The organism is Aeromicrobium sp. (assembly GCF_036675695.1).
Classification (GTDB): Bacteria; Actinomycetota; Actinomycetes; order Propionibacteriales; family Nocardioidaceae; genus Aeromicrobium.
The window spans coordinates 1-24,695 of record NZ_JAKFEL010000128.1 but is presented as its reverse complement, the minus strand read 5'-3'; the positions used below and the strand labels follow the sequence as shown (position 1 = coordinate 24,695).

Genomic DNA, 24,695 nt, shown 5'->3' with positions numbered 1-24,695 from the left:
GGAGGACGATGTCGAACCCGTCAGCCATGGCGGCTGCGGGAGCGGCCGTGATGCCAACGAGGACGAGCGGTGCTGCGACGATCAGGTTGCGGATGGTGCGGTTCATGATTTCTCCTGTGGGTTGGTGGTGTGTTTTCAGTTGGTCTGTGGTCTTGCTTGTAGGTAGGAGCCACAGACCCCACAGGTCCTTACAACTTTTCTGACGATCTCTTTCTGACCCATTTGGGCGGTGTGGTGGGATGAACGGGTGAGCGAGCTGCGTAGACCCCCATCCGTGACGGTGGCGTGCGTATTCGTGGGTTTGACCAGCCTGATCGTGTTCGGCAGTGTCACCTCGGCACTTTCCAACTGGGGCTCGATCGAGCTGCAGGACGCCGTGCGGGACGCTTTGGACGATCCGGCGTTGGACGGAATCGACCTGACAGTTCCCCAGGTCGTCGAATGGCTTCGCCGTGCGGCGTACGCGGTTGTGGTCCTGACCATCGCCGGCGTGGTGTTCGCCGTGTTCGCGGCTCGCGGTCACCGAAGCTCACGCGTGAGCCTGACCGTGATGTGCGGGCTCGCGTTCGTGGGCTTCATCGGTGTTGGTGGGCTGGCAGGAATGCTGCCTGCCGTGCTTGCCGTCGTCTGCGCGATGCAGCTGTGGTCGCCGGAGTCTCGAGCGTGGTTCGACGCGAAGAACGGGGTTGCGCGCGCCGTGGTTGCTCCGGTTCCCGTTACACCTGTCGCTGGCCCCGGCGCTGCTCCGGCTGATCCGCCGCAACCCAAGTCCGTACGAATCGCCGGCCTCGTGGCGCTGATCGCCTCGTGGCTGGTGCTGATGTTCTCCGCCTACTACGCGCTGATCTACGTGACGGCACGCGACTCTTACGTCGACTCCCTCTCGAAGGGATCGACCAAGAAGATGCTCGACGAATACGGGATAGCACCGGCGGACTTCGTCACCTGGATGTTCATCTTCTTCGTCGTGTGCGGGGTTCTCGCACTTCTTGCGTGCACGGCGGCAGCGCTCATGCTGCGCGGTGTCCCGCATGCACGTACGGCGACGATCGTGCTCGCTGCGGTGTCGGTCCCGGTGTCGTTCATGTTCGTCGGAGTGGGCTGGCCATGGACCGCAGCAGCCGTGTTCGTTCTGGTCCAGCTGCGCCGTAAGCAGCCCCACGGCGTATAGCGCACCCACGGATTTCATTGCACTGTCACGGCACCGATAAACTGAAGGCATGGCCCAGAGCTCCCCGTCCCAGCGTCCGCACGTAGTCGTAGTCGGAGGCGGATTCGGTGGCATTGCCGCGGTCCGCAAGCTCAAGCGAGCCGACGTTGACGTCACATTGATCGACCGTCACACCTACAACACGTTCCAGCCGCTGCTCTACCAAGTTGCGACGGCCAGCCTCAACCCCGGCGACGTCACCTGGTTCCTGCGCGCGATCCGCGCCAAGCAGAACAACGTGCGCTTCATGAAGGGCACTGTCCTCACGATGGACCACGTCAGCAAGACGCTGGGCCTCGAGAGCGGGCTCACCGTCTCGTACGACCACCTGATCATCGCTGCGGGTGTGACGACCAACTTCTTCGGCGTTCCCGGTGCCGAAGAGTTCGCGATGCCGCTCTACAAGCGCTCGCAGGCACTGGCTGTCCGCGACCGTATGTTCGCCGCGCTCGAGAACGCCGTGATCAACCGCACCGACGAGGACCTGCGCATCATCGTCGTCGGCGGCGGCGCGACCGGCGTCGAGACGGCTGGCGCGTTTGCCGAGCTGCGCAACAACGACATGCCGACGACCTACCCCGAGCTTGACCCCAAGAAGATGCACATCACGCTGATCGAGATGGGCCCGCACGTGCTGGCACCGTTCCACCACAACCTGCGCGAGTATGCCCGCAAGTCCCTTGAGAAGCGCGATGTCGACTTGCGTCTCGAGACCACGGTCAAGGAAGTCACGGCCGACGGTGTCGTGATCGTGAAGGGCGACAAGGAGGAGTTCCTCCAGGCCGGCATCGTGGTGTGGGCCAGTGGCGTCACGGCGCACAGCACCCTCGCCGACTGGAACCTCCCGCAAGGCCGAGGTGGCCGCATCGTCACCGGCGCCGACTGGGATGTCGAGGGCCTCAAGGATGTCTACGCGATCGGTGACGTCGCGATCAGCCCTGACCCGTTGCCGCAGCTGGCGCAGCCGGCAATCCAGGCCGGCAAGCACGTCGCCAAGCTGATTGACCGTGCCCAGGACGGCAAGGGCATGAAGGCTTTCAAGTACCGCGACAAGGGCACCATGGCCACGATCGGCCGCGCGTCAGCGATCGCCCAGATCAAGGGTCTGCCGCGCCTCAAAGGCTTCCCGGCCTGGTTCATCTGGGTGGCACTCCACGTTGCGACGCTGCTCGGCAACCGCAACCGATTCGCCACGATGATCAACCTGACGGCGAAGTACCTCGCCTGGGGCAGCCACAACGCGATCGTCGGCGAGACGCCGCTGGTCATGGCCAACAACCCGACGACCGTACGTGCTCTCGAGCAGCGCTATGGCGAAGGCAAGTCGCTGTCGCTGGCCAAGAAGGCGACCGCAGCAGCCAAGAAGGCCACCATCAAGAAGTCGGCCGCGAAGCCGGCTGCCAAGGCTCCGGCCAAGGCGGTTGCGAAGAAGGCCCCCGCGAAGACTGCAGCCAAGAAAGCCCCGGCCAAGGCGGTAGCGAAGAAGGCTCCGGCCAAGACAGCAGCCAAGAAGACCACGGCGAAGGCACCGGCCAAGAATTCACCGGCCAAGCGTTCCTAATCCATCGCGGCGAGAAGCTCGTCGCGAGCGGTGAGCATCGATGGGCCGTACCAAGTGAGCGCGCGACCTGACACCAGCACGGTCGGCACCTGCGTGAATGCCGAAGGCCCGTCGTCTGCGGTGAAAACGTACGGCTCGTCTGGCAGCAGCACGAGATCGATGTCATCGCGATCGATATCCGACAGCTCGACATGGGGATAGCGACTGTCTGACTCGCGGAATGCGTTGACCAGACCCAGGCGGGCAAGTACGTCGCCGGTGAACGTACGTGAGCCGACCACCATCCATGGATCGCGCCAGATCGGCACCGCAACGCGGAGACCGCTCGGTGCGGCTGGCGCGTCCCAGACCGCCTTGGCGTCAGCAAGCCACCCTGGCTCGTCCCAGCCGAGTGCCGCGAACATGCGGGCCATCGACGCGAACGCCTCGTCGACCGTCTCGATCTTCGTCACCCACACGTTGATTCCCACAGAGCGAAGCCGCTCGACGTCGAGCTCTCGGTTCTCTTCGCGGTTGGCCAGCACGACGTCGGGCCGGAGCGCCTCAATCGCTGCCCGATCAGGGTTCTTGGTGCCGCGCACCCGCGTGACATCCAGGTCGGCCGGATGGGTGCACCAGTCGGTGGCGCCGACCACCGCCTCAGGGCGAGTGGCAGCGATCGCCTCGGTCAACGACGGTACGAGCGAGACCACCCGGCGAGCCGGAGCAGTCAGGTCGACCGGATGGCCGAGGTCATCCTTCATCGTTTGCGGAGGCCCGTCGCGCCACAGACCGGTGCATCCCAGCCGAGCGCATCGCCGGCGTCGATCTGCAGGTCGAGTGCCTCGCCGATGGCTTCCGGCAGATCGACCGAGGCGCGGCTGTCCATGCTGACGTGCACCAAGGTCGCCTCCTGGGTGCAGGCGAGCGTCTGCTTCTCCTGGTCGACGACGAACGACATACCGTGCAGGACACGCGCCGAGCGCTCCAGCAGCCGGGTGTGCACCGTGAATCGCTGGCCCAGCCGGAGCTCACCGTAGTAGCGCATGTGCTGCTCGACGGTGAACATGCTCTGCTGGTGCTTCTCGATGTACTCCTCGCCGAGACCGGCCGTGATCGTGGCCTTCCAGAGTGCGTGTGAGCAGATCCGGAAGTAGTCGCCGATGTTCATGTGGCCGTTCTCGTCGATGAACTCATCGGGAACGGTGCGGTCAAAGATGGCCGGAAGTTGGACGATCTGCTCGTACGTGGGGAGGCTGCTCACGCTGAGACGATACTGGCCGCTGGTCAGACGTTGCGGCGGTACTGGCCGCCGACCTCGAAGAACGCCTCAGTCACCTGCTGCAGCGAGCAGACTCGAGCTGCATCCATCAACGCAGCGAAGACGTTCTCATGGTTGATCGCGGCGTGCTTGAGCTTATCGATCGCCTCGGCTGCCTCCACGCTGTGAGTCGCGTGGAACTCCTGTACGCGGCGCAGCTGGGACGACTTCTCGTCTTCGGTGGCGCGGGCCAGCTCGACGGGGTGAGCTTCGCGTTCGGGGTGTGGGTTGAGGAACGTGTTGACGCCGACGATCGGCAGAGAACCGTCGTGCTTGCGCTGTTCGTAGAGCATCGACTCGTCCTGGATGCGCCCACGTTGGTAGCCGGTCTCCATCGCACCGAGCACGCCGCCGCGCTCGTTGATGCGGTCGAACTCGAGGAGCACGGCTTCCTCGAGGAGGTCGGTGAGCTCGTCGATGATGAACGCGCCCTGGGTCGGGTTCTCGTTCATCGCCAGACCCCACTCGCGGTTGATCACGAGCTGGATCGCGAGTGCGCGACGTACGGACTCTTCCGACGGTGTCGTGACGGCTTCGTCGTACGCATTGGTGTGCAGGCTGTTGGCGTTGTCGTAGATCGCGATGAGCGCCTGCAGCGTCGTACGGATGTCGTTGAAGCTCATCTCTTGCGCGTGAAGGGAGCGACCGGACGTCTGTACGTGGTACTTCAGCTTCTGCGAGCGCTCGTTGGCGCCGTACTTGTCGCGCATCGTGATGGCCCAGATGCGGCGGGCGACGCGGCCGAGCACGGAGTACTCGACGTCCATGCCGTTGGAGAAGAAGAACGACAGGTTGGGCGCGAAGTCGTTGATGTCCATGCCGCGCGCGAGGTAGGCCTCGACGTACGTGAATCCGTTCGCCAGCGTGAACGCCAGCTGGCTGATGGGGTTCGCCCCGGCCTCGGCGATGTGATAGCCGGAGATGCTGACGGAGTAGAAGTTGCGCACCTGGTTGGCGATGAACCATTCCTGGATGTCGGCCATCATCCGCAGGCTGAACTCAGTCGAGAACAGGCAGGTGTTCTGGCCCTGGTCCTCCTTGAGGATGTCAGCCTGCACCGTGCCGCGTACGTTCTCCATGGCGAACGCCTTGAGGACATTGTGCTCGTCGACGTCGGGCTCACGGCCGTGCTTCTCGCGGAACACGTCGACCTGCTGATCGATGGCGGTGTTGAGGAAGAACGCCAGCACGGTCGGCGCCGGGCCGTTGATCGTCATCGAGACCGAGGTTGTCGGCGAAACCAGGTCGAAGCCGTCGTACAGGGCCTTCATGTCGTCGAGCGTCGCAACGGATACGCCCGAAGTGCCGACCTTGCCGTAGATGTCGGGTCGCAGGTCGGGATCGCGGCCATAGAGCGTCACGGAGTCGAAAGCCGTCGACAGTCGCGTTGCGGAGCCGTCCTCCGACAGCAGCTTGAAGCGGCGGTTGGTACGGAACGGGTCGCCCTCGCCTGCGAACATACGAGCCGGGTCCTCGCCGTCACGCTTGAACGGGAAAACGCCGACGGTGAACGGGAAGTGGCCCGGGAGGTTCTCCTTGCGCCAGTACGTGACGAGGTCACCGTGGTCGGTGTACTTCGGCAGGCTGACTCGGCGCACCTTCGTGCCGGAGAGTGACTCGCGTGTCAGCTGCGTCCGGATCTCCGTGTCACGGATGTTGACGACCATCTCGTCGCCTTCATACGACTCGACAACGGCCGGCCAGCCCTCGATCTGAGCCGTGATGTCGGCGGGCAACTCCTTGCGGGCTCCCGCGAGCAACGCGTCCAGCTCGGCAGAGGTCAGCTCGTTCGACACAGCCTCGAGGCGCTGGACGCGACGGGCCTGCTCGGCGAGATTGTCGGTCGTCGCGTGATAGCTGCGAATGGCCTCGGTGATCTCCGAGAGGTAGCGAGTGCGCTCCGGCGGTACGACCTGGTCGATGCCGCTGGAGTGGCGCACGTCGGCGATCGGCAGGATGCCGGGTGCGACATCGAGGCCGGCGGGGGCGAGCAGCGAGATCAGGTGTTGATAGAGCGCGGTGACGCCGTCATCGTTGAATGTCGCCGCCGAGGTGCCGAACACCGGCATGTCCTCGGGCTTCTTGCCAAAGGCCTCGCGGTTGCGTACGAGCTGGCGGCCGACGTCGCGGAGTGCGTCCTTGGCGCCGCGGCGCTCGAACTTGTTGATCGCGACGATGTCGGCGAAGTCGAGCATGTCGATCTTCTCGAGCTGCGAGGCGGCACCGAACTCCGGCGTCATCACGTACATCGAGCAGTCGACGAACGGAACAATCGCGGCGTCACCCTGGCCGATACCTGGCGTCTCGACGATGACCAAGTCGTAACCCGAGGCCTTGAACAGGTCGATGACGTCGGGCAGGCACTCGGGGACCTCGTGGTTGCCGCGGGTCGCGAGCGAGCGGAAGTAGACCCGGTCGCCGTCGAGCGAGTTCATCCGGATGCGGTCGCCGAGCAGGGCACCACCACCGCGGCGGCGAGTGGGGTCGATCGCGATGACGCCGATACGGAGCTTGTCCTGCTGGTCGAGGCGGAAGCGTCGAACGATCTCATCAGTCAGCGATGACTTGCCCGAGCCACCCGTACCGGTGATGCCGAGCACCGGCGTACCGGATGTGGCAGATGCTTCACGGATCTTGGTGAGGAACGCGTCGTCGAGCTTTCCAAGTTCGGCGCCGGTCACAGCTCGTGAGAGCGCCCCGCGCTCGCCGGAGCGTACGGCGTCGACAGTCGGCTTCGACTCCTGCCACAGGTCGGTGTCGCAGGCCTCGATCATCGTGTTGATCATGCCGACGAGGCCGAGGCGCTGGCCGTCCTCGGGCGAGAAGATCGTGACGCCAGCCTTGCGCAGGCGCTCGATCTCCTCGGGGACGATGACGCCACCGCCACCGCCGTAGACCTTGATGTGGCCGGCGCCGCGTTCCCGCAGCGACTCGGTGAGGTACTCGAAGTACTCGACGTGTCCGCCCTGGTAGGAGCTGACCGCAACGCCCTGGACGTCCTCGTCTACCGCCGCGTCGACGACCTCGGCAACCGAGCGGTTGTGACCGAGGTGAATGACCTCGGCACCCTGCGACTGGAGGATGCGGCGCATGATGTTGATCGATGCGTCGTGACCGTCGAACAGCGCAGAGGCGGTGACAAAACGTACGGGATGCTTCGACTGGTGCAAAACCATAGGTATTAAAATAGTCGGTCGTCCTACTAAATGCGAACCTGACTTAGTATTGAGACGTGACCACTGATCCGAAGCTGCCGTTCGACCCGATCGAACGCGCTGGTGAGATCTGGTCCGACCGCATCGGCGAGTCCAGGTCGATGAAGCTCGCGACCTCGATCATGAGGGTCCAGCAGCTGGTTCTCGCGGAGCTCGATGGCGCCCTGAAGCCGTACGGCATCACCTTTGCTCGCTACGAGGTGCTGGTGCTGATCTCGTTCAGTGCCGAGGGGTCACTGCCGCTCAGCAAGATCGGTGAGCGGCTCATGGTGCACCCGACGTCGGTCACCAACGCCATCGATCGCCTCGAGGCTCAGGGCCTGGTCAAGCGCCTGCCGGACGCGGCCGATCGTCGCCGCACTCTCGCCGAGCTGACCGCCAAGGGCAAGGACGTGCTCGAGGCATCCACCAAGGCGTTGATGGCGATCGACTTCGCGATCGAAGGGCTCAGCGACAAGGACCAGGACCAGACATACGCGCTCCTGCGCACGCTCCGGTCCTCAGCCGGCGACTTCTGAGCTCAAGCGAGCTCGGTGGCTTGCGAGGTTTCGATACGCCGTTCGTTCCTCACGGCTACTCAACCACCGAGAACTCGCTGGTTGAGTTGGAGGCCGTCCGCGGCCGACGTATCGAAACCCAGTGAGATGACTCCCCAGCACAAACGAAGACCCCCGCCTCCTCAAGGAGACGGGGTCATCGCGAAGCGAATTGCTAGATCTTCGGTGTCGGCCCGGAGTTGAAGCCGATGAACGTCGATGTCGTGCCGTAGACGAGTCGGTAGTAGAACTTTGTGGTCCGCACGAACGTGTATGAGCCGTCGCCCTCATCGTCGAGATAGATCGTCTTCTTGGTCTTCCACCCGTCGCTGGTCTTGTACTGCAGCTTGATTTTGCTCAGAGCCGTGAAGCTGTCTAGGGATGGCGAGTAGATCTTCATTCCGTCGATGTAGAACGTCTTGGTGTTGCCCGATGGTGACAACGTGTAAGAGAGGTCGTCAACCCAGACGTCGCGACGGACGTAGAAGGAGCTGCTGTCAGTCGAGTCCCAGGTGCGCGCCTTCTCCAATTCCGGGTAGTAGTAGATCATGGAACCGTAGAAGTAGGCCTTGCCCAGTCCCACAGTGTCGGGAATGACCACAAAGAAGACTTCGAGGTCCGGGTCCCACCAGACGTCGTACGCGCTGGACTTCGTGCCATCGACCGAAAGGTAGAGCTTGATCGTCTCGATGGATGCGGTGTCGGTGGCGTCACTCACCCAGAGGTCGAGGTCGATGTAGTTCTCAGTCGGGCTGTTCAGCACGGCCGAGTAGGGCTTGAGCTTGGTGACATTGGCGGTCGGAGTCGCGGTGATGGCTGCCGAGCCGGATGAGCGGGCCGCGCCGGTAGCGGCGAGATCGGCGCCAGTGGCGAGACGAGCATTCGGCCGATCCTCGACGACACTGGACGTTGTGCCGAATGGTTGCGGTGACTCGGCTGCCGACGACGGCACGGTGGCGAGGGTCAGTGCGAGCGCTGACACGGAGATGGCCGCGCCGAGGCGCCTGACGATGGTGGAACGCATATGGGATTCTCCCCCGATGGATGACTCTGGAGCAGGAAGTCTTTCACGGGGAGGACTGACCTGTGGGGCGTTTCAGAAAAGTTGGGCCCTCAACTATCTAGCATCACCGCACCGAGGGATTCTTCGGGGACGCCGAAGCCCTCAATGAGCGTCAGAGTGTGCGGACGAAGCTTGACCAGAAGCTCGTTGACCAGCGAGGTGACCGTCTTCGCGCGGGTGTCGGCGAGGCGGTTGTGGCCCATGAACCACGCCAAGTCCTCCTCGATCGTCGTCAGTGCGTAGAGCGAGCAGACATCGCGGAGCAGATCCTGCGCCTCCTCGTTCTCGCAGCGAGCGATGCCCGCGGTGAACGCCTCGAGAACGATGCGATCGATGTGGACGCGGCCGGCGCGGATCACGTGATCCTGCGCAGCGTTGAACACCGCGAAGGCTGCCGCCGGGTCGTTCTTGTCGGCGCGACGCAGGCGACGAGCCGCCGTCTCGAGCACGTGCTGCTCGCGATCCTCGAACAGCGACAGCTGCGCACCACGGTCGAGCAGGTCGTGGTCGTCGTCGCTCTTGCCGGGCCGTGCGTCGATGAGCCGCTGGATCAGCTGGGAAGCCGCAGTGCGTTCCTTGACGACATCCGCGACCGTGCCGGCGGCAAATCGTACGAGGCCGACCGGGTCCAGCCCGCCGACCTCTTGCGCGTACGACGTGAGCAGCTCCTTCGCGACGAGCTGGAACAGGACATGGTTGTCACCCTCGAAGGTGGTGAAGACGTCCGTGTCGCCCTTGAGAGTGGTGAGCCGGTTCTCGGCGAGGTAGCCCGCGCCGCCGCATGCCTCACGTGCCTCCTGGATCGCCTTCGTCGCATGCCAGGTCTGCGCGGCCTTGAGTCCGGCAGCGCGACCTTCGAGCTCGCGTGACTCCTGCGCATCGGGCTCCTCGGTGGTCTGCAGCCGGTGCATACGCGCGGTCAGCTGGTTCTGGGCGAACCGGTACGCGTACGACTTGGCGATCAGCGGCAGCAACCGGCGCTGGTGCATCCGGTAGTCCATGAGCAGCACTTCCTCGCCCGGCAACGCGCCGAACTGTCGGCGTTCCAGCGCATACCGACCCGCAATGCTCAGTGCGACCTCGCACGCGGCACTGGCCGAGCCGCCGACGCTGACGCGTCCGCGTACGAGCGTGCCGAGCATCGTGAAGAAGCGTCGGTTGATGTTGTCGACCGGCGATGAGTAGGTGCCACCCTCGTCGACCTGGCCGTACTTGTTGAGCAGGTTGTCCCGCGGGATGCGCACGTTGTCGAACATGATGCGGCCGTTGTCGACGCCGCCGAGCCCGCCCTTGTGGCCGCAGTCCGATGTGGTGACGCCAGGCAGATCGTTGCCTTGCGTGTCCCGCAGCGGCACCACGAAGCAGTGCACACCGTGGTTCTCGCCCTTCGTGATGAGCTGCGCGAACACCGCGCCCACCTCGGCATGGAGTGCGGCACCACCGATGTAGTCCTTGCGAGAGGACGGTGTGGGCGAGTGGATCACGAACTCCTGTGTCGCCAGGTCGTACGTCGCCGTGGTCTCGATGCTCTGAACGTCGCTGCCGTGGCCGGTCTCGGTCATCGCGAAACAGCCGATGAGGTCGAGATTGATCAGGTCGCGGATGTAGAGGTCGTGGTGCTTCTTGGTGCCGAGGTTCTCGATCGCTCCACCGAAGAGACCCCACTGCACTCCGGCCTTGACCATGAGCGAGAGATCGAACTGGGCCAGCATCCCGATACCTGTGACCGCCATGCCGGGATCGCCGGTGCCACCGTTCTCGACCTTGAAGCCCGCCGCTGGTACGCCGGTGGGCACGAGCTTGCGCATCTGCTCGAGCCCACGCGTCCGGGCCTCTTCGAGGTTGAGGTCGTGGTCGTATGCGAGGTCGAGCACGGCCAGCTCCTTGCGTGACTGCTCGCGCACGTGGCGCCACTTGCCGTCGAGGGCGATGCGTACTTCGTCGCTGAGGGTCATGACCAAACGGTACTGCGATCGGGTGATGGGGGCAGGGTGATGCGCCAGCTCTAGTCTTGGTGCCATGACCGGACCTGTGACTGTCTCGATTACGCGTCAGGTCGACCCCGCGCAGGAAGACCAGATGCTGGCCTGGCTGCGCGCGGGGACAGAGCTTGCCACGCGATTCGACGGGTTCCTCGGTTCGGGCTGGATCCGGCCGCAGGAAGACTCGCATGACTGGCACATGCTCTACCGCTTCTCCTCGCAAGAGGCGCTTGAGGCATGGGAGCTCTCGGCGCAGCGTCGCTGGTGGCTCGACTCCGGAGAGGGCTTCATCGACGAGTCCAGCCGCGAGCGCCGGACCGGCATCGAAGGATGGTTCGACGAGCCATCCAGCGTCGACGTAGAGGACCTCCGTAAGGCCACGCCGCCGCCACCGCGGTGGAAGCAGATGTGTGCGATCTTCCTCGTGTTCTTCCCTCTGAGTCTCGCGACCAGCTACCTCGCCAAGGACTTCGCCGCTGATTGGTGGCTCCCGCTGCGCGTACTGGTGACCGTGGGCGTGATGACGCCGATCATGACGTACCTCGCCCTGCCCTGGATCACCACGTTGCTGCGTGGATGGCTCAACGCGGCGCCGAAGAGCACATGAGGAGCGAGCAGTGACCGCTTCGTTGCTCGTTGCCGGTACGACCTCCGACGCCGGCAAGAGCGTCGTCACCACAGGACTGTGCCGGGCATTTGCGCGGCGAGGGATCAAGGTCGCTCCCTACAAGGCGCAGAACATGTCGAACAACTCGATGGTCTGCGCCGGACCGGGTGGTGACTTCGCCGAGATCGGCCGAGCGCAGTGGATCCAGGCGCTCGCGGCTCGCGCCGTACCCGAAGCCGCCATGAATCCCATCCTGCTCAAGCCCGGCGGCGACAAGCGCAGCCACGTAGTCGTCCTGGGCAAACCGGCAGGCGAGATCTCGTCGGCAGAGTTCATCGGTGGACGTACGCACCTCGCGGAAGCGGCCCACAACGCGTACGACGACCTCGCCAGTCGCTATGACCTCGTCGTGTCCGAGGGCGCCGGCAGCCCGGCCGAGATCAACTTGCGCGCCGGTGACTACGTCAACATGGGTTTGGCGCGGCACGCTGACATTCCCACGATTGTCGTAGGCGACATTGATCGCGGCGGGGTGTTCGCAGCGATGTACGGCACCGTTGCGTTGCTGTCGGCCGAGGACCAGAGGCTCATTGCCGGGTTCGTCGTCAACAAGTTCCGCGGCGACGAGACGCTCCTCAAGCCCGGCCTCGACCAGCTGGAGAAGCTCACTGGTCGCCGCGTGTTCGGCGTGCTCCCGTGGAGCCCCGATGTCTGGCTCGACTCCGAAGACGCGCTCGATCTGGGCGGCCGCAGGGCTGATGGCGGCCAGACGCTCAAAGTCGCCGTCGTACGACTGCCCCGCATCAGCAACTTCACCGATGTGGACGCGCTTGGACTGGAGCCCGGAGTCGACGTCGTCTTCGCCTCGGATGCGCGGGCGATCAGCGATGCCGATCTGGTGGTGCTGCCCGGTACGCGGGCGACGATCTCCGACCTCGCGTGGTTGCGGTCCCGTGGACTCGACCGCGCGATCGCCGACCACGCCGCTGCCGGACGCCCGGTGCTCGGCATCTGCGGTGGGTTCCAGATGCTCGGGCGCAGCGTCTTTGATCCCGACGGAGTCGAAGGGTCTGCGGGTGCCCAGGTCGACGGGCTGGGCATGCTCGACGTCGAGACGACGTTCGCCGCGGAGAAGGTGTTGCGCTTGCCGACCGGGTCCGCCCTCGGAGCTGCGGCATCTGGCTACGAGATCCATCACGGCCGGATCACCCGGGGCAACGCCGAGGAGTTCCTCGGTGGCGCTCGCTCGGGCAACGTCTTCGGGACGATGTGGCACGGCAGCCTGGAGTCGGACGAGTTCCGCCGGGCATTCCTCGCTGAAGCGGCAGCCCTGGCCGGGCGTACGTACGAGCCGTCGAGCGTCAGCTTCGGTGAGCGTCGTGAGGCGCGTCTGGATCTGCTGGGCGATCTGGTCGAGGAACGTCTCGACGTCGATGCGCTGCTGGACATCGCCATGAATGGCGCTCCGTCCGTACCGACATTGGCTCCGGGCGCATGACGATCTTGGTGCTCGGCGGAACGGGTGAGGCTCGTGAGCTCGCGGTCCTGCTGCAAGACGCGGGCGTGGAGTTCGTCTCATCTTTGGCCGGTCGGGTCGTGCGACCGCGACTGCCGGTCGGCGACGTGAAGATCGGCGGCTTCGGCGGAGTGGACGGGCTGCGCACCTATCTCGTGGACAACGAGATATCAGCGGTTGTTGATGCGACGCACCCGTTCGCGACGGGGATGAGCGCAAATGCCCTGGCTGCCTGCTCAGAAGAGCACGTGCCGTTGCTGCGACTCGAACGGCCGGGCTGGTCTGAGGCGCCTGGCGCGGATCGCTGGCACTGGGTCGATGACCACGACGAGGCAGCTGGGCTGGCGGCGACGCTCGGCGACCGGCCGTTCCTGACCGTCGGTCGTCAGTCGCTCCACCGGTTCGTCGATGCACTCACCGGCAAGGCTGCGCTCGTGAGGGTCGTGGATGAGCCAGACATCCAACTGCCCGAGCTCTGGACGTTGTTACTGAGCCGCGGACCGTACGAGCTCGAGGCCGAGCGAGAGCTGATGGCCGACGTCGACGTACTGGTGACCAAGGACTCCGGCGGCAGCTTCACGTGGTCCAAGATGCAGGTCGCGAACGAGCGCGACATCCAGGTCGTGATCGTCAGGCGTGCAGCCGTCCCGGCCGAGGTCGAGGTGGTCAGCGGCGCTGACGCGGCCGCCGCCTGGGTCGCAGCGCAACCGCGACGCTGACTGCCAACGCCGCGAGGCCGACGGCATCGGCAAGGCGTACGGAACGGTCGATGTCCTGCGTCGATGGTCCCGGCCCGTCACCCATGGTCGGACGGTGTTCGACCCGATCGCCGTACGTGTTGGTGCCGCCGAGCTGCACTCCCAGGGCGCCAGCGAAGGCCGCTTCGACCGGGCCGGCGTTGGGGCTGGGATGGCTGCTGGCGTCGTTGGCCCACGCGGCGAAAGCCAGCCGGGGATTGCCGCCAACCATGGGCGCGAGCATCGCCGCAAGGAACGCAGCGACTCGAGCCGGCACAAGGTTGAGGACATCGTCGAGCCGTGCAGAAGCCCAGCCAAAGCTGCGATAGCGAGGACTCAGGTGTCCCACCATCGCGTCGAGGGTGTTGGCCGCGCGATAGGCGACAAGTCCGCTCACTCCGCCGACGGCACCGGCGAGCAGGGGAGCCACGACGGCATCGGAGGTGTTCTCTGCGACGGACTCGACCGTGGCGCGGGAGATCTCGTGGGCGTCGAGCTGGGACGGATCGCGCCCCACGAGATGCGTGAGTTGTTCGCGCGCGGCCGGCAGATCGTCGTCGTCCAGCCAGGAGTGGACGCGCTCTGCCTCGCGAGACAGCGAGCGACCGCCAAGCACGGCCCACGTCGATGCGGCGGTGAGGAGCGTACGAGCGACGGGCCGCTGAGCGGTCAGACGTTCGGCCACCAGTCCGGCTGCGGCCGTACCGCCAACCAGGATCGACGTGTACGTGATGCCAGCGGATCGGTCGTCGCGATACATCCGCTGCTCAAGTCCGCCAGCCACATTGCCGAAGCCGGCGACCGGATGGAAGCGGCTCGGATCGCCGAGGATTCGATCAGCGGCGAAGCCCAGAGCGAGGCCCACAGCACGCGAGAGCATCGGGCCTCCTGTGATCGGTAAGGTGCTCACTGAGAGTAACGAGGTGCCGACTAGCGAGGTGCAATGAAGGTTCTGGTCACGGGCGGCGTACGTTCCGGCAAGTCATTTCATGCCGAGTCGCTGGTGCTCGCCGAGCCTCACGTCACGTATGTCGCGCCCGGTCCGCCGGCTGATCCGTTGTCGGATCCGGAGTGGGCCGAACGCGTTGCCATCCATCAGAGCCGCCGTCCCGCGCACTGGTCGACGGTCGAGAGCGCAGACCTGGCGGCAGCCATCCGGGCGGCCGAGGGCGCGGTGCTGGTCGACTGCCTCGGCACCTGGCTCACGTCGACGATTGACGAGCTCGACGGCTGGGATGGTCTGCGTGAGGACTGGGAACCCGTGCTGTTCGAACGACTCGACGACACACTGGCCGCGATCTCTGAGCATCAGGGCAACTTCATCGCGGTGACCAATGAGGTCGGAATGAGCGTCGTCCCCGAGCATCGTTCGGGCCGGGTGTTTCGTGACCTCCTCGGCACCGTGAACCAACGCGTCGCCGAAGAGTGCGATGACGTACTGCTGGTCGTCGCGGGCCGCGTCCTCAAGCTCTGACTGTCAGGTGGCTGCGAGGAGCATTGCGGCGAGGCTGACCTCGATCGCTGCGCCGAACACGTCACCCGTGACGCCACCGAACCTGCGCACGCAGCGGTACGTCAGCGCGGCACCGACGCCCAAGCCTGCACCGGCGACGACGAGTCCCTGCCACCACGGCCACCCCGCCCAGTCGAGAACTCCGATGCAAAGGACTGCGACGGCAAGCCAGGTCAGCACAGTGGCCACGCGAGCGACCGTGCCGACGTAGGTCACGGCGAGTCCGTCGACGCGTGCCGCCGGGATCCCGCGAGCGCAGCAGACCGACAGGATTGCGCGCGAGCAGCAGACAAGGAGGCCGGCAACGACAGGTCCACGAGGTGCTGAGAGCACGGCAGCGAGTGAAGCGGCCTGGATGCCGAGCACCAGGACAAGTGCCGCAGCGCCGGCAGGGCCAGCCGTGCCGCCCTTCATCACATCGAGGGAGCGATCGCGTGCGTACGACGCGGTCATCCCGTCGGCGACGTCGGAAAGCCCGTCGAGATGAAGTGCTCGGCTGCCGAGTGCCAGAGCACCCACGGCCACGAACGCGATCGCCAACGGCGCGAGCTCCAGCTCACGACCAGCCCAGCAGACCACCCCGACGAGGAAGCCAAGGGGGAGAACCGCGAGGGGTGCGAGCAGCATCGCCCTTCCGGCGACCTCCCGGTCGACCGCCGTTGGAGGCCGCCACCGCAGAGCGGTCAGCGTGCCGACGGCGAGTCGCCAGGAGTTGATCACATCAAGTCGGCGAGGAGCGCCACGTCGGAGAGCAACAGGGCCGCCGAGCGTACGAGGGGCACTGCGGCGACGGCACCACTGCCTTCGCCGAGACGCATACCGACGTCGAGGATCGGCTCGAGGCCGAGCTTGTCGAGCGCGAACGACTGAGCCGGCTCAGTCGACCGGTGTCCGGCGGCAAACCACGCGGCGGCACCCGGAGCCAGTCGATCGGCCATGACTGCAGCAGCGACCGAGATGACACCGTCGAGCAGGACCGGTACGCCCGCGCGGGCGGCGGCGGCCATGAAGCCGGCAGCGGCTGCAAGGTCGGCGCTGCCCAAGGCGGTCAGGGTCTCTATCGGATCGGTCGTACGATCGCCAGCGCGGTCCAGCGCCTGCTGGACGACGGCCATCTTGTGCGCGAGAGCGGTTTCGTCGATTCCGGTACCTCGCCCGGTAACCTCCATGGCGGGGAGGCCGAGCGATGCTGCGATGAGGGCTGCGGCCGGAGTCGTGTTGCCGATGCCCATGTCGCCGCTGATCAGCAGCTGGGCCCCGGCGGCGATCTCCTCGGCTGCAACGGTCCCGCCCGCGGCTATCGCCTGAAGCGTCTCGTCGGTCGTCAATGCGTCCTCGAGGTGGATCGCGCCGCTACCGCGGCGAACCTTGAACGCTGAGACCTCAGGGGCCACGCCCTCGAGGTCATCGTCGACGCCGAGGTCGAGCACGCGTACGGACACACCGTGCTGCGCGGCGAGGACCGAGACACCGGCCTTGCCGATCAGGAACGTACGGACCATCGCCGGAGTGATGGCCTTCGGGAAGGCTGAGACGCCGTGATCTGACACGCCGTGGTCGCCCGCGAAGATCACCGCTCGGACACGGTCGATGGGCGCCGGCGGTACGACGCCTTGGGTCGCAGCGACCCAGATGGCGAGGTCGCCCAGCTGGCCGAGCGCACCGGGAGGAGTTGCGAGACCTGCAAGACGTTCGGTCGCCTCTGCGGTGATCGCGGCGGAAGGCGGGGTGACTGGCGTGTAGGCGCTCACAGGCTGGCCGCCAGATCCTTGCGGGCCGCGGTGAGCGACTCCTCGGCGTAGAGCTTGCCGATCAGGCCTGTCAGCGCAATGCCGAGGATGCCCCAGAGGGTGGCCAGGGTCATCAGCGAGCCGCGACGGAAGTACCAGAGCGTGTCAGCAGGGAAGTCGCCGATCTCGTTCACGGTCGGCATCAGCTGGGCGGCGAGGATCACGACGGCGAGATAGGTCGCAGCGCTGACGAGCACAGCGGTGTAGGTGCCCAGTCGCCCGACAAGCGCGCGGAACAGCAGCACGACGGCAATCATCGCGATGACTGAGATCGCGAGCATCACGAAGTACTGAGTGGTGCGCGCACCGATCGTCTCGGCATCGCCGACGGCCGGAGGAGTTGCGGGGTACTTGATGAACGGAACGAGCGCCACCGAGACGAAACCGAGAGCCGCGACGAGTGCCGTCGACTGGCTCGGTCGAAGTCGGCCGATGCGTCCCAGAGCGAAGGCAGCCGCTAGTGCGACGATGCCGCCGAGCGCGACCCCGGTCGAGACAGTCGCGGTCAGCAGACCCCACGTCGACTGGTTCTGGCGGGACACCACTGTGCCGCCCTCCTCGTCGTGGGAGTGCTCGGCGGCGCCTTCTTCATGCGAGTGCTCGGTGGCTTCGTGTGAATGGCTGGCAGGTTCGCCGGCAGCCTCGACCTGGATCGCGGCGTCGACCGAAGGTTCGCCTGCGATGTACGCGACGGCGAAGGTCAGGATGCCGGCGATGAGGCCGGCGAGGAGTCCTCGTACGAGGAAATTGCGGGGAGTCATGTGAGTCCGTTCAGGTATGCCGAAAAGGCCGGACCGCGAGTGCGGATCCGGTTGGGGAGGTCTAGATCAGTGGCAGGGGAAGCCGAGCAGGTGGCGTCCATCGTGGACCCACTCGTGAATGGCTGTGCCCGCCGGGATCGACACTGCACCCTGGTCGGCGCTGATGAAGAACAGGACGAAGGCTCCGATGAGACCGAAGAACAGCGCCCACGGAGCGAGCTCGCGGACGGGGATCGACGCGATCTCGATCTCGGGTGTGGCGGTGATGACCTGTGACATGAACTCTCCTGACGGGATGATTGCGTCCCTGAAGTGGATGAACGTCCGAGATCTTGGGTCTGGCTCCACTCGCTGATGCGGGTGTCACAGTAGCGCTACTGCGCCGGAGTCCCACCGGCTTCCTCGACCTCGGTGAAAGTCATCCTAGGGCATGGGTGATGGATCCGTTTGCGGGCAATGCGGGAAGTTTCCCTGTGAGCAATTCGACTGCATATCCGATGACATCGCCGTGGCTCACCGCGACTGTGTTGCCCGGCAAATCGCGGGCGACAAGCTCCTGGATTCGGGCGAGAACGCTGGCTTTGTCTTCGTCCAGTCCTTTCTCCAGGAGCAGCGGCTCCTCGACGACTTCAAGGCCGAGACGTTCGGCGATGACGTCCGCGGTCTGTCGCGCGCGTACGGCTGGCGAGCTGAGGATGCGTACAACGTTGCGGGCGACGAGTGCGTCAGCCGCCAACGCGGCTTGCTCGCGGCCCAGGTCAGTCAGAGGTGGACTGAGCTCCTGCCCCTGCATGCGATCCATCGCATTCCACGTCGACTGACCGTGGCGCACCCACAGAATCACACGAGGCCTTCAATGTCGGCGACGTGACCGATGACGGCAACTGCAGGAGCGCCGATGTCGGCCGCGGCTTCGTCGATGGTGGAGAGCGTCGCGTGGATGACCCGCTGACTGGGCATGGTTCCGTCGGCGATCACGGCCGCTGGAGTGTCGGGATCGAGGCCGCCGTCGGCGAGGGCGGCACAGATCGAGCTGAGCGTACGTACGCCCATCAGCACCACGATCGTGGTGCCTGAGGTGGCGAGAGCGGCATAGTCGAGAGTCGAGTCCGGATGGCCGGGAGGTACGTGGCCGGAGATCACCGTGAAGCCTTGGGTCAGGCCGCGGTGCGTGACAGGGATGCCGGCCATTGCAGGGGCGGCAATTGCCGAGCTGACCCCCGGGATGACGGTCGCGTCGATGCCCGCGTGAATGCAGGCGAGGAGCTCTTCGCTGCCGCGACCGAACACGAAGTTGTCGCCGCCCTTGAAACGCACGACGTTCTTGCCGGACTTGGCGTGCTCGACCAGGAGCTGGTTGATCTCGTCCTGGCTCGTCGATCGGCCACCGGGGATCTTGGCGACATCGATGATCTCGACATCGGGCCGGGCCCAGGCAAGGGCGGCCAGCGGCGCGAGCCTGTCGGTGATGATGACGTCGGCCTGCTCGATCGCTTCGCGCCCCGCGACGGTGACGAGTCCTGGGTCTCCGGGTCCGCCACCGACCAGCGTCACCTTGCCGGTTCCGAGGATCTGATCGGGCGCGGTGTGATCGGCATTTCCGGTCAGGACGATGCCTGCGGCCTGGATGTCGTTCATGGTCACATCGCGCGCATGCCAGGTGATCAGCGCCCGATCGGCGAGATCCTCGATCGAGGCAGTGGCTGTCGGTGCAACGACCGTCACGACGGCGCCAGCCTCGAGCAGGGTGGCGATCTGGGTGGCCGCACGGCCGTCGCCGCCGATCACGAGTGCAGGTGTTCCGGGGGTCAGGTCCATGGCCCCTCAATTCGCAGCGTCGCGAGCAGCTTGCGGGTCGTGTCGGGCTTGCGCACCGCGATGCGTACCCACGTGTCGTCAAGACCGGGGAAGGTGTCGGCCCGACGGAGTGCGTAACCAGCTGAGCGGAGCCGGTCGTGGGCGCCGATGCCGACCTTCGCGAGCACGAACGGGCCCGCGGCCGGGACGTGATGGATGCCGAGCTCGGTCAGACCGTCGGTGAGCACACGGCGGTGCTGGCCGATCCTGGTCGTACGCTTCGCAGCTTCGGCGAGCGCTTCGGGGGTTGCCGTCGCGATCATGGCAGCGATCGCGGCGGTCGAGACCGACCACGGAGCCTGGTGCGCCTTGAGCTCTGCGAGCAGGGCAGGCGACCCAAGTACGTATCCGGCGCGGACACCCGGGATCGACCAGAGCTTGGTCAGACTTCGTACGACCAGCAGGTTGGGATCAGGGATGGCGGCGAGCGAGTGCCGCTCGTCGGGTACCGAATCCATGAACGCCTCGTCAACCACGACAATACGTCCGGGGCGCATGAGCCGGCGCAGCGACTGCTCGGGATGCAGAACGCTTGTCGGGTTGGTCGGGTTGCCGATCATCACGAGGTCGGCGTCATCGGGGACGAGCGAAGGGTCGAGAACGAATCCGTTCGCTGGGTCCGTGAGGACGTGCTCGGGACGGTGGCCGGCCGCAGCAAGAGCCACGTCGGGCTCGGTGAACTGTGGGTGCACGACGACGGGGCGACGCCAGGGCCTCGCGCGGGCGATCAGACTGAACGCCTCAGCGGCGCCGGCAGTCGCGAGCACCTCATCGGGCTGGCGGCCGTGACGCTGGGCGATGGCCTGCTGCGCGGCGGTTGGATCCGGGTAGGCGCCGACGTCTTCGAGGCTCTCGCGGAGCGCCGCGTCGAGCCACGCAGGTCTTACGTCGTCATGGATGTTGACCGCAAAGTCGATGAGCCCAGGTGACAGCTCAGCATCGCCATGCCACGTGAGCCCATTCGCTTGGGTCATTGGTTCAGCGAGCACTCGGTGGTCGAGTGCCCGCGAGGGACGAGCGGGTGTATCGAGACCCTGTGACGTCGGCACGTACGCATGCACGGCGTTGGCGAATCGTTGGGCGATGTCGGGGTGACCGGCCCAATGGGTGTGGAGGTACGAGGCGTGCAGCGTCGGCGACGCGAAGCCGACGGGCGTCCCGTCCACGAGCCACGCCGCCTCGGCAGCTGCCGGCGTGACGGTCGTCCGGTGGAACTCGTGACCGGTGACGCGCGTACCGACAGTGCCGGTCAGCTGGTCGGTCGGCACGATCGCCGTGCGGTAGGACAGCGTGAGCTTGGGCGTCATGACGGCCTCAGCATCAAGCGCACCCACCATGGGCATGCCGTCGACGGAACGGCAGAGATATAGCAGGCCCGCGCACTCTGCGTAGGTCGGCACGCCGGAGTCGACCGCTTCTCGCAACGCCTCACGCAGCGGTGCATTGGCGGACAGGCCGGAGGCGTGCACCTCGGGGAAGCCACCGCCGAGATAGAGGCCGGCGGTGCCGTCCGGCAGCGCTTCATCGATGAGCGGGTCGAACGTCACGACCTCGCACCCGGCGGCGCGGAGAAGCTCCTCGGTCTCGGCGTAGCGGAACGTGAACGCGCGGCCACCGGCCATAGCGACGACTGGCCGGTGCGTGCCCGGAGCACTGACTTCCTGCGTCGCTTCCCATGCCTCGGCTTCGAGATCAGGCGCCGAATGAGCCAGCGCGAGGAGCTGGTCGAGGTCGATCTTCTCGGCGATCTGGTCTGCCAGCCGGTCGAGGGCATGCGCCGCATCGTCTCGTTCGGCAGCCGGTATGAGTCCGAGGTGACGTGAGGGAGCGACGATGCCGTCGTCGCGCTGCAGCACGCCGAGCACCGGTAGCCCGGTCGTCTCGAGCGCGCTGATGACCTCGCCGGCGTGCCGCGGCGAACCCGCCTTGTTGAGGATCACGCCGACAATGCGTACGGACGGGTCGAAGGCGACCATGCCCTGCACCAGCGCGGCGATGGAGCGGGAGGCGTGCGAGATGTCGACGACGAGGACGACGGGCGTACGAGTGACGGTCGCGACGTGTGCGGTCGATGCGAACCCCTCGCCACCGATCTGTCCGTCGTACAGACCCATGACGCCTTCGATGATCGCCAGATCGGCTCCGCGGGCGCCGTTCAGCAGCAGCGGGACGAGGCGGTCCTCGCCGACCAGGTGCGGGTCGAGGTTGCGACCGGGCTTGCCCGTCGCGAGTGCGTGATAGCCGGGGTCGATGTAGTCCGGGCCCACCTTGTGACCCGAGACGTTGTGACCGGCACGAACCAGTGCCGCCATCAGGCCCGTGGCGACCGTGGTCTTGCCGTGACCCGAAGCGGGCGCAGCAATCACGAGTCGAGGCAGATTCACCATTCGATGCCTCGCTGGCCCTTCTGCCCGTTGTCGAAGGGGTGCTTGATGTGTTGCATCTCGGTCACCAGATCGGCGATCTCGACGAGGCGTGGGTCTGCGCCGCGACCCGTGATGACGACGTACTGGCGGCCGGGACGGTTGGAGAGCGTCTCGATGACGTCGTCGATGTCGACCCAGCCCCATTTGATCAGGTAGGTGAATTCGTCGAGGACATACAGGTCATGCGTCTCTTCGGCGAGCCGACGCTTGACCTCGGCCCAGCCTTCGGCGGCATCGGCAGCGTGGTCCTCGTCGGAGCCTTCCTTGCGCGACCAGGACCAGCCGGCGCCCATCTTGTGCCACTCGACAGGTCCGCCCTCGCCGGTCTCGTCGTGCAGAGCACCGAGGCGTTCGAGCACGGTCTGCTCGCCGATGCGCCACTTGGCGGACTTCACGAACTGGAACACGCCAATGTTCCAGCCCTGGTTCCAGGCACGGATCGCAAGACCGAACGCGGCGGTCGACTTGCCCTTGCCATTGCCGGTGTGGACCATCAGCAGCGGTCGGTTGCGGCGTTCCTTGGTGGTGAGGCCGTCATCGGGAATAACTGTTGGCTGACCTTTGACCATCAGGCGGCTCCCTTGACTGCATCGGTGAGGGCAGCCGCGCTGACCTCACCCAGAGGTATGTACTCCGCCATCAGGTGGTCGGCGAGCTGGTGCGCCAAGCCCATACGGAACTTGCCGGTCTCGCAGTCGATGACGAGGCTCGCGACTCCGGTCGCGCCGAGGTGCTTCGCGACCTGATGCGCTCGGGCGAGGGCGTTTTCGCCGTACGTCGCGCGGCCGTCGGTGATGACGACGAGCAGCGGCCGTCGACGCGGATCACGTACGCGCTCGAGTCGCAGCACGTCGGTGGTCTTGAGCAGCGCTTCAGCCAGCGGCGTACGTCCTCCGGCTGGGAGCTCGGCGAGCCGGGTCGCAGCAATGTCGATCGAGCCGGTCGGCGGGAGAGCGAGCTCGGCGTGGTCCTGGCGGAACGTGATGAGTCCGACCTTGTCGCGGCGCTGGTAGGCATCCATCAGGAGCGACAAGATCGCGGTCTTGACCTGCTCCATGCGCTTGCGCGCGGCCATCGAGCCGGAGGCGTCGACGCAGAACAGGATCAGGTTGGACTCGTGGCCTTCCTTGACCGCGAGTCGCAGGTCGTCGGCGCGGAACTGCAGGTTGTGCACGCGGCCGCGTGCGTATTGGTGCGGGGCAGCGGCGCGGATCGTCTCGATGAGGTGGATCGATCCGCCCTGGCCCGTACGTCGCTGGGCGCCGATGCGTCGGCCGGTCTCGGTGATCGCGCGCGAACGCTTGCCGGACTCGCCGGCGCCAGTGCCGCCAACCGTGAACAGCTTGGGCCGGTAGGGCTGCTGCGGCACGGCCACGGTCACCTCGGACGAACCGGGCTGTTGAGGCTGTTCGTGCTGGGCAGTGTTGTCAGGCTTCGGGTCCTCGCCGGATGAGCTCGTCGAATCCTCCGGTTCGCCGCCGGCCTCGGGCTCGGATCCCTGGGACTCCTGCGTCTCCGCCTCATCTGTGCCGTCGCCCTCTGGCTCCGGCGGTGGTTCGTCGTCGTTGAGGATCTGGTCGAGCAGGTCCTCGTCGATGCCGGGTGCATCGAACGGGTTGCGCCGACGGCGGTGCGGCAGCGCCAGTCGGGCGGCAGCGCGGATGTCTTCGCGCAGCACGCTGGTACGGCCGTTCCAGGCGGCATGGGCTGCGGCTGCGCGAGCGGTGACGATGTCGGCGCGCATGCCGTCGACCTCGAACGCCGCACAGACTTCGGCGATCTTGAGCAACGCCCAGTCGCTGAGGTCGACCTGGTCGACGAGCTTCTGCGCAGCCTGGATTCGGTCGGTCAGCGTCGCCTCGTCCTCGGCATAGCGGGCGGCGAAGCCGTCGGGGTCGGCTTCGTACGCGAGACGTCGGCGTACGACCTCGACCCGAGCGCCCGGATCGCGCGGTGCAGCGACCTCGACCGTGAGGCCGAACCGGTCGAGCAGCTGTGGGCGGAGCTCGCCTTCTTCGGGATTCATGGTGCCGACGAGTACGAACCGGGCAGCGTGCTCGACCGAGACGCCGTCGCGCTCGACGGTCGAGCGGCCCATGGCGGCGGCGTCGAGCAGGAGATCGACCAGGTGGTCGTGCAGGAGGTTGACCTCGTCGACGTAGAGGATGCCGCGATGTGCTCGCGCCAGGAGGCCGGGCTCGTACTCGGTGACGCCGTCCGACAGCGCCTTCTCTAGGTGCAGCGAGCCCAGTACGCGATCTTCGGTGGCGCCGACGGGAAGCTCGACGAGGCGTACGGGTCGGGTCTCGACGTCGACATCGGCCGCGAAGGGTCCGTCGGGCGAGAGCGGGTTCGTCTCGCGAGGGTCGGTGGAGAACCGGTCGCCGGCGATGACGTCGATCTGCGGCAGCACGGAGGCGAGCGCGCGAACCATGGTCGACTTGGCTGTGCCCTTCTCGCCGCGTACGAGAACGCCGCCGATGGCTGGCGAGATCGTTGAAAGGGTCAGTGCGAGCGCCATGTCGTCGGATCCGACGACAGCGCTGAACGGATAGTGCTGTGGCATGTGGGGCTCCCGCTCGATCTGCCATCGATGACGGGCACGGTTGCGTCCGCCATTC

The 24,695-nt window shown here is 66.0% G+C and carries 22 protein-coding genes and 1 pseudogene; 7 read left to right on the top strand and 16 right to left on the bottom strand.

Features of this window, described 5'->3' with window-relative positions; translation table 11 throughout:
* Positions 1 to 295 precede the first annotated feature (295 nt).
* Both V6M39_RS08370 and V6M39_RS08365 read left to right on the top strand, forming a co-directional pair.
* Entirely contained in the window at positions 296 to 1,171 is an 876-nt protein-coding gene (locus V6M39_RS08370) for a hypothetical protein (protein WP_332643360.1), read from the top strand.
* A 49-nt stretch (positions 1,172 to 1,220) separates the two neighbouring features.
* Complete coding sequence (locus tag V6M39_RS08365; protein WP_332643359.1) at positions 1,221 to 2,771, top strand: NAD(P)/FAD-dependent oxidoreductase; 1,551 nt, start codon at positions 1,221 to 1,223, stop codon at positions 2,769 to 2,771.
* On the opposite strand, the gene V6M39_RS08360 is transcribed toward V6M39_RS08365, so the two are convergent.
* Genes V6M39_RS08360 through icmF form a run of 3 tightly spaced genes read right to left on the bottom strand, consistent with a single transcriptional unit; the run spans position 2,768 to position 7,247 of the window.
* Positions 2,768 to 3,514 carry a helical backbone metal receptor gene (locus tag V6M39_RS08360; protein ID WP_332643358.1) on the bottom strand — a complete coding sequence of 249 codons (747 nt, stop codon included), beginning with the start codon at positions 3,512 to 3,514 and terminating at the stop codon, positions 2,768 to 2,770. The two genes, V6M39_RS08365 and V6M39_RS08360, sit on opposite strands and share 4 nt — an antisense overlap.
* Positions 3,511 to 4,014 (bottom strand): thioesterase family protein, encoded by a 504-nt coding sequence (locus tag V6M39_RS08355; protein WP_332643357.1) that lies wholly within the window; start codon positions 4,012 to 4,014, stop codon positions 3,511 to 3,513. Before V6M39_RS08355 ends, V6M39_RS08360 begins: the two co-directional genes overlap by 4 nt.
* A 23-nt stretch (positions 4,015 to 4,037) precedes the next feature.
* Positions 4,038 to 7,247, bottom strand: coding sequence for a fused isobutyryl-CoA mutase/GTPase IcmF (gene icmF / locus V6M39_RS08350; RefSeq protein ID WP_332643356.1), 3,210 nt, complete (start codon positions 7,245 to 7,247; stop codon positions 4,038 to 4,040).
* 56 nt (positions 7,248 to 7,303) lie between these two features.
* Here icmF and V6M39_RS08345 point away from each other — a divergent pair, with 56 nt between their 5' ends.
* Positions 7,304 to 7,804, top strand: coding sequence for a MarR family winged helix-turn-helix transcriptional regulator (locus V6M39_RS08345; protein ID WP_332643355.1), 501 nt, complete (start codon positions 7,304 to 7,306; stop codon positions 7,802 to 7,804).
* A 193-nt stretch (positions 7,805 to 7,997) separates the two neighbouring features.
* Here V6M39_RS08345 and V6M39_RS08340 read toward each other — a convergent pair whose 3' ends face one another.
* Together V6M39_RS08340 and V6M39_RS08335 are read right to left on the bottom strand one after the other, a co-directional pair.
* Entirely contained in the window at positions 7,998 to 8,846 is an 849-nt protein-coding gene (locus V6M39_RS08340) for a hypothetical protein (protein ID WP_332643354.1), read from the bottom strand.
* 89 nt (positions 8,847 to 8,935) lie between these two features.
* Positions 8,936 to 10,840 carry an acyl-CoA dehydrogenase family protein gene (locus V6M39_RS08335; RefSeq protein ID WP_332643353.1) on the bottom strand — a complete coding sequence of 635 codons (1,905 nt, stop codon included), beginning with the start codon at positions 10,838 to 10,840 and terminating at the stop codon, positions 8,936 to 8,938.
* Positions 10,841 to 10,904: 64 nt separating this feature from the next.
* Here V6M39_RS08335 and V6M39_RS08330 point away from each other — a divergent pair, with 64 nt between their 5' ends.
* The 3 genes from V6M39_RS08330 to V6M39_RS08320 are packed head-to-tail and all read left to right on the top strand — an operon-like array spanning position 10,905 to position 13,709.
* Positions 10,905 to 11,474, top strand: coding sequence for an antibiotic biosynthesis monooxygenase (locus V6M39_RS08330; protein WP_332643352.1), 570 nt, complete (start codon positions 10,905 to 10,907; stop codon positions 11,472 to 11,474).
* Between the two features lie 10 nt (positions 11,475 to 11,484).
* Positions 11,485 to 12,972 carry a cobyric acid synthase gene (locus V6M39_RS08325; protein ID WP_332643351.1) on the top strand — a complete coding sequence of 496 codons (1,488 nt, stop codon included), beginning with the start codon at positions 11,485 to 11,487 and terminating at the stop codon, positions 12,970 to 12,972.
* Positions 12,969 to 13,709 (top strand): cobalt-precorrin-6A reductase, encoded by a 741-nt coding sequence (locus V6M39_RS08320; protein ID WP_332643350.1) that lies wholly within the window; start codon positions 12,969 to 12,971, stop codon positions 13,707 to 13,709. Before V6M39_RS08325 ends, V6M39_RS08320 begins: the two co-directional genes overlap by 4 nt.
* Here V6M39_RS08320 and V6M39_RS08315 read toward each other — a convergent pair.
* Positions 13,657 to 14,607, bottom strand: coding sequence for a cobalamin biosynthesis protein (locus tag V6M39_RS08315; protein WP_332643349.1), 951 nt, complete (start codon positions 14,605 to 14,607; stop codon positions 13,657 to 13,659). The two genes, V6M39_RS08320 and V6M39_RS08315, sit on opposite strands and share 53 nt — an antisense overlap.
* A gap of 63 nt (positions 14,608 to 14,670) precedes the next feature.
* Between V6M39_RS08315 and cobU the strand changes: the two genes are divergently transcribed.
* A complete protein-coding gene (cobU, locus tag V6M39_RS08310) occupies positions 14,671 to 15,201 on the top strand; it encodes a bifunctional adenosylcobinamide kinase/adenosylcobinamide-phosphate guanylyltransferase (RefSeq protein WP_332643348.1) in 531 nt (176 codons plus the stop codon).
* 3 nt (positions 15,202 to 15,204) lie between these two features.
* On the opposite strand, the gene V6M39_RS08305 is transcribed toward cobU, so the two are convergent.
* The 10 genes and pseudogenes from V6M39_RS08305 to V6M39_RS08265 form a co-directional block, all read right to left on the bottom strand.
* Complete coding sequence (locus V6M39_RS08305; RefSeq protein WP_332643347.1) at positions 15,205 to 15,960, bottom strand: adenosylcobinamide-GDP ribazoletransferase; 756 nt, start codon at positions 15,958 to 15,960, stop codon at positions 15,205 to 15,207.
* Entirely contained in the window at positions 15,957 to 16,991 is a 1,035-nt protein-coding gene (cobT, locus tag V6M39_RS08300) for a nicotinate-nucleotide--dimethylbenzimidazole phosphoribosyltransferase (RefSeq protein WP_332643346.1), read from the bottom strand. Before cobT ends, V6M39_RS08305 begins: the two co-directional genes overlap by 4 nt.
* Positions 16,988 to 17,791 carry a CbtA family protein gene (locus tag V6M39_RS08295; RefSeq protein ID WP_332643345.1) on the bottom strand — a complete coding sequence of 268 codons (804 nt, stop codon included), beginning with the start codon at positions 17,789 to 17,791 and terminating at the stop codon, positions 16,988 to 16,990. The genes cobT and V6M39_RS08295 overlap by 4 nt, the downstream gene beginning before the upstream one ends.
* Positions 17,792 to 17,857: 66 nt before the next feature.
* On the bottom strand, positions 17,858 to 18,070 hold the full coding sequence (locus V6M39_RS08290; protein WP_309972225.1) for a CbtB domain-containing protein: 213 nt from the start codon (positions 18,068 to 18,070) through the stop codon (positions 17,858 to 17,860).
* A 139-nt stretch (positions 18,071 to 18,209) separates the two neighbouring features.
* Positions 18,210 to 18,623 (bottom strand): histidine phosphatase family protein, encoded by a 414-nt coding sequence (locus V6M39_RS08285; protein WP_332643361.1) that lies wholly within the window; start codon positions 18,621 to 18,623, stop codon positions 18,210 to 18,212.
* An 8-nt stretch (positions 18,624 to 18,631) separates the two neighbouring features.
* Positions 18,632 to 19,345 (bottom strand): uroporphyrinogen-III C-methyltransferase, encoded by a 714-nt coding sequence (gene cobA / locus V6M39_RS08280; RefSeq protein ID WP_442880735.1) that lies wholly within the window; start codon positions 19,343 to 19,345, stop codon positions 18,632 to 18,634.
* Between the two features lie 30 nt (positions 19,346 to 19,375).
* Positions 19,376 to 19,609: pseudogene (locus tag V6M39_RS18055) on the bottom strand (NAD(P)-dependent oxidoreductase); the annotation flags it as partial.
* Complete coding sequence (locus V6M39_RS08275) at positions 19,600 to 22,035, bottom strand: cobyrinate a,c-diamide synthase (RefSeq protein WP_332643343.1); 2,436 nt, start codon at positions 22,033 to 22,035, stop codon at positions 19,600 to 19,602. The gene V6M39_RS08275 and the pseudogene V6M39_RS18055, both read right to left, overlap by 10 nt.
* Positions 22,029 to 22,643, bottom strand: coding sequence for a cob(I)yrinic acid a,c-diamide adenosyltransferase (gene cobO / locus V6M39_RS08270; protein WP_332643342.1), 615 nt, complete (start codon positions 22,641 to 22,643; stop codon positions 22,029 to 22,031). The genes V6M39_RS08275 and cobO overlap by 7 nt, the downstream gene beginning before the upstream one ends.
* Positions 22,643 to 24,640 carry a putative cobaltochelatase gene (locus tag V6M39_RS08265; RefSeq protein ID WP_442880734.1) on the bottom strand — a complete coding sequence of 666 codons (1,998 nt, stop codon included), beginning with the start codon at positions 24,638 to 24,640 and terminating at the stop codon, positions 22,643 to 22,645. Before V6M39_RS08265 ends, cobO begins: the two co-directional genes overlap by 1 nt.
* Positions 24,641 to 24,695: the final 55 nt, after the last annotated feature.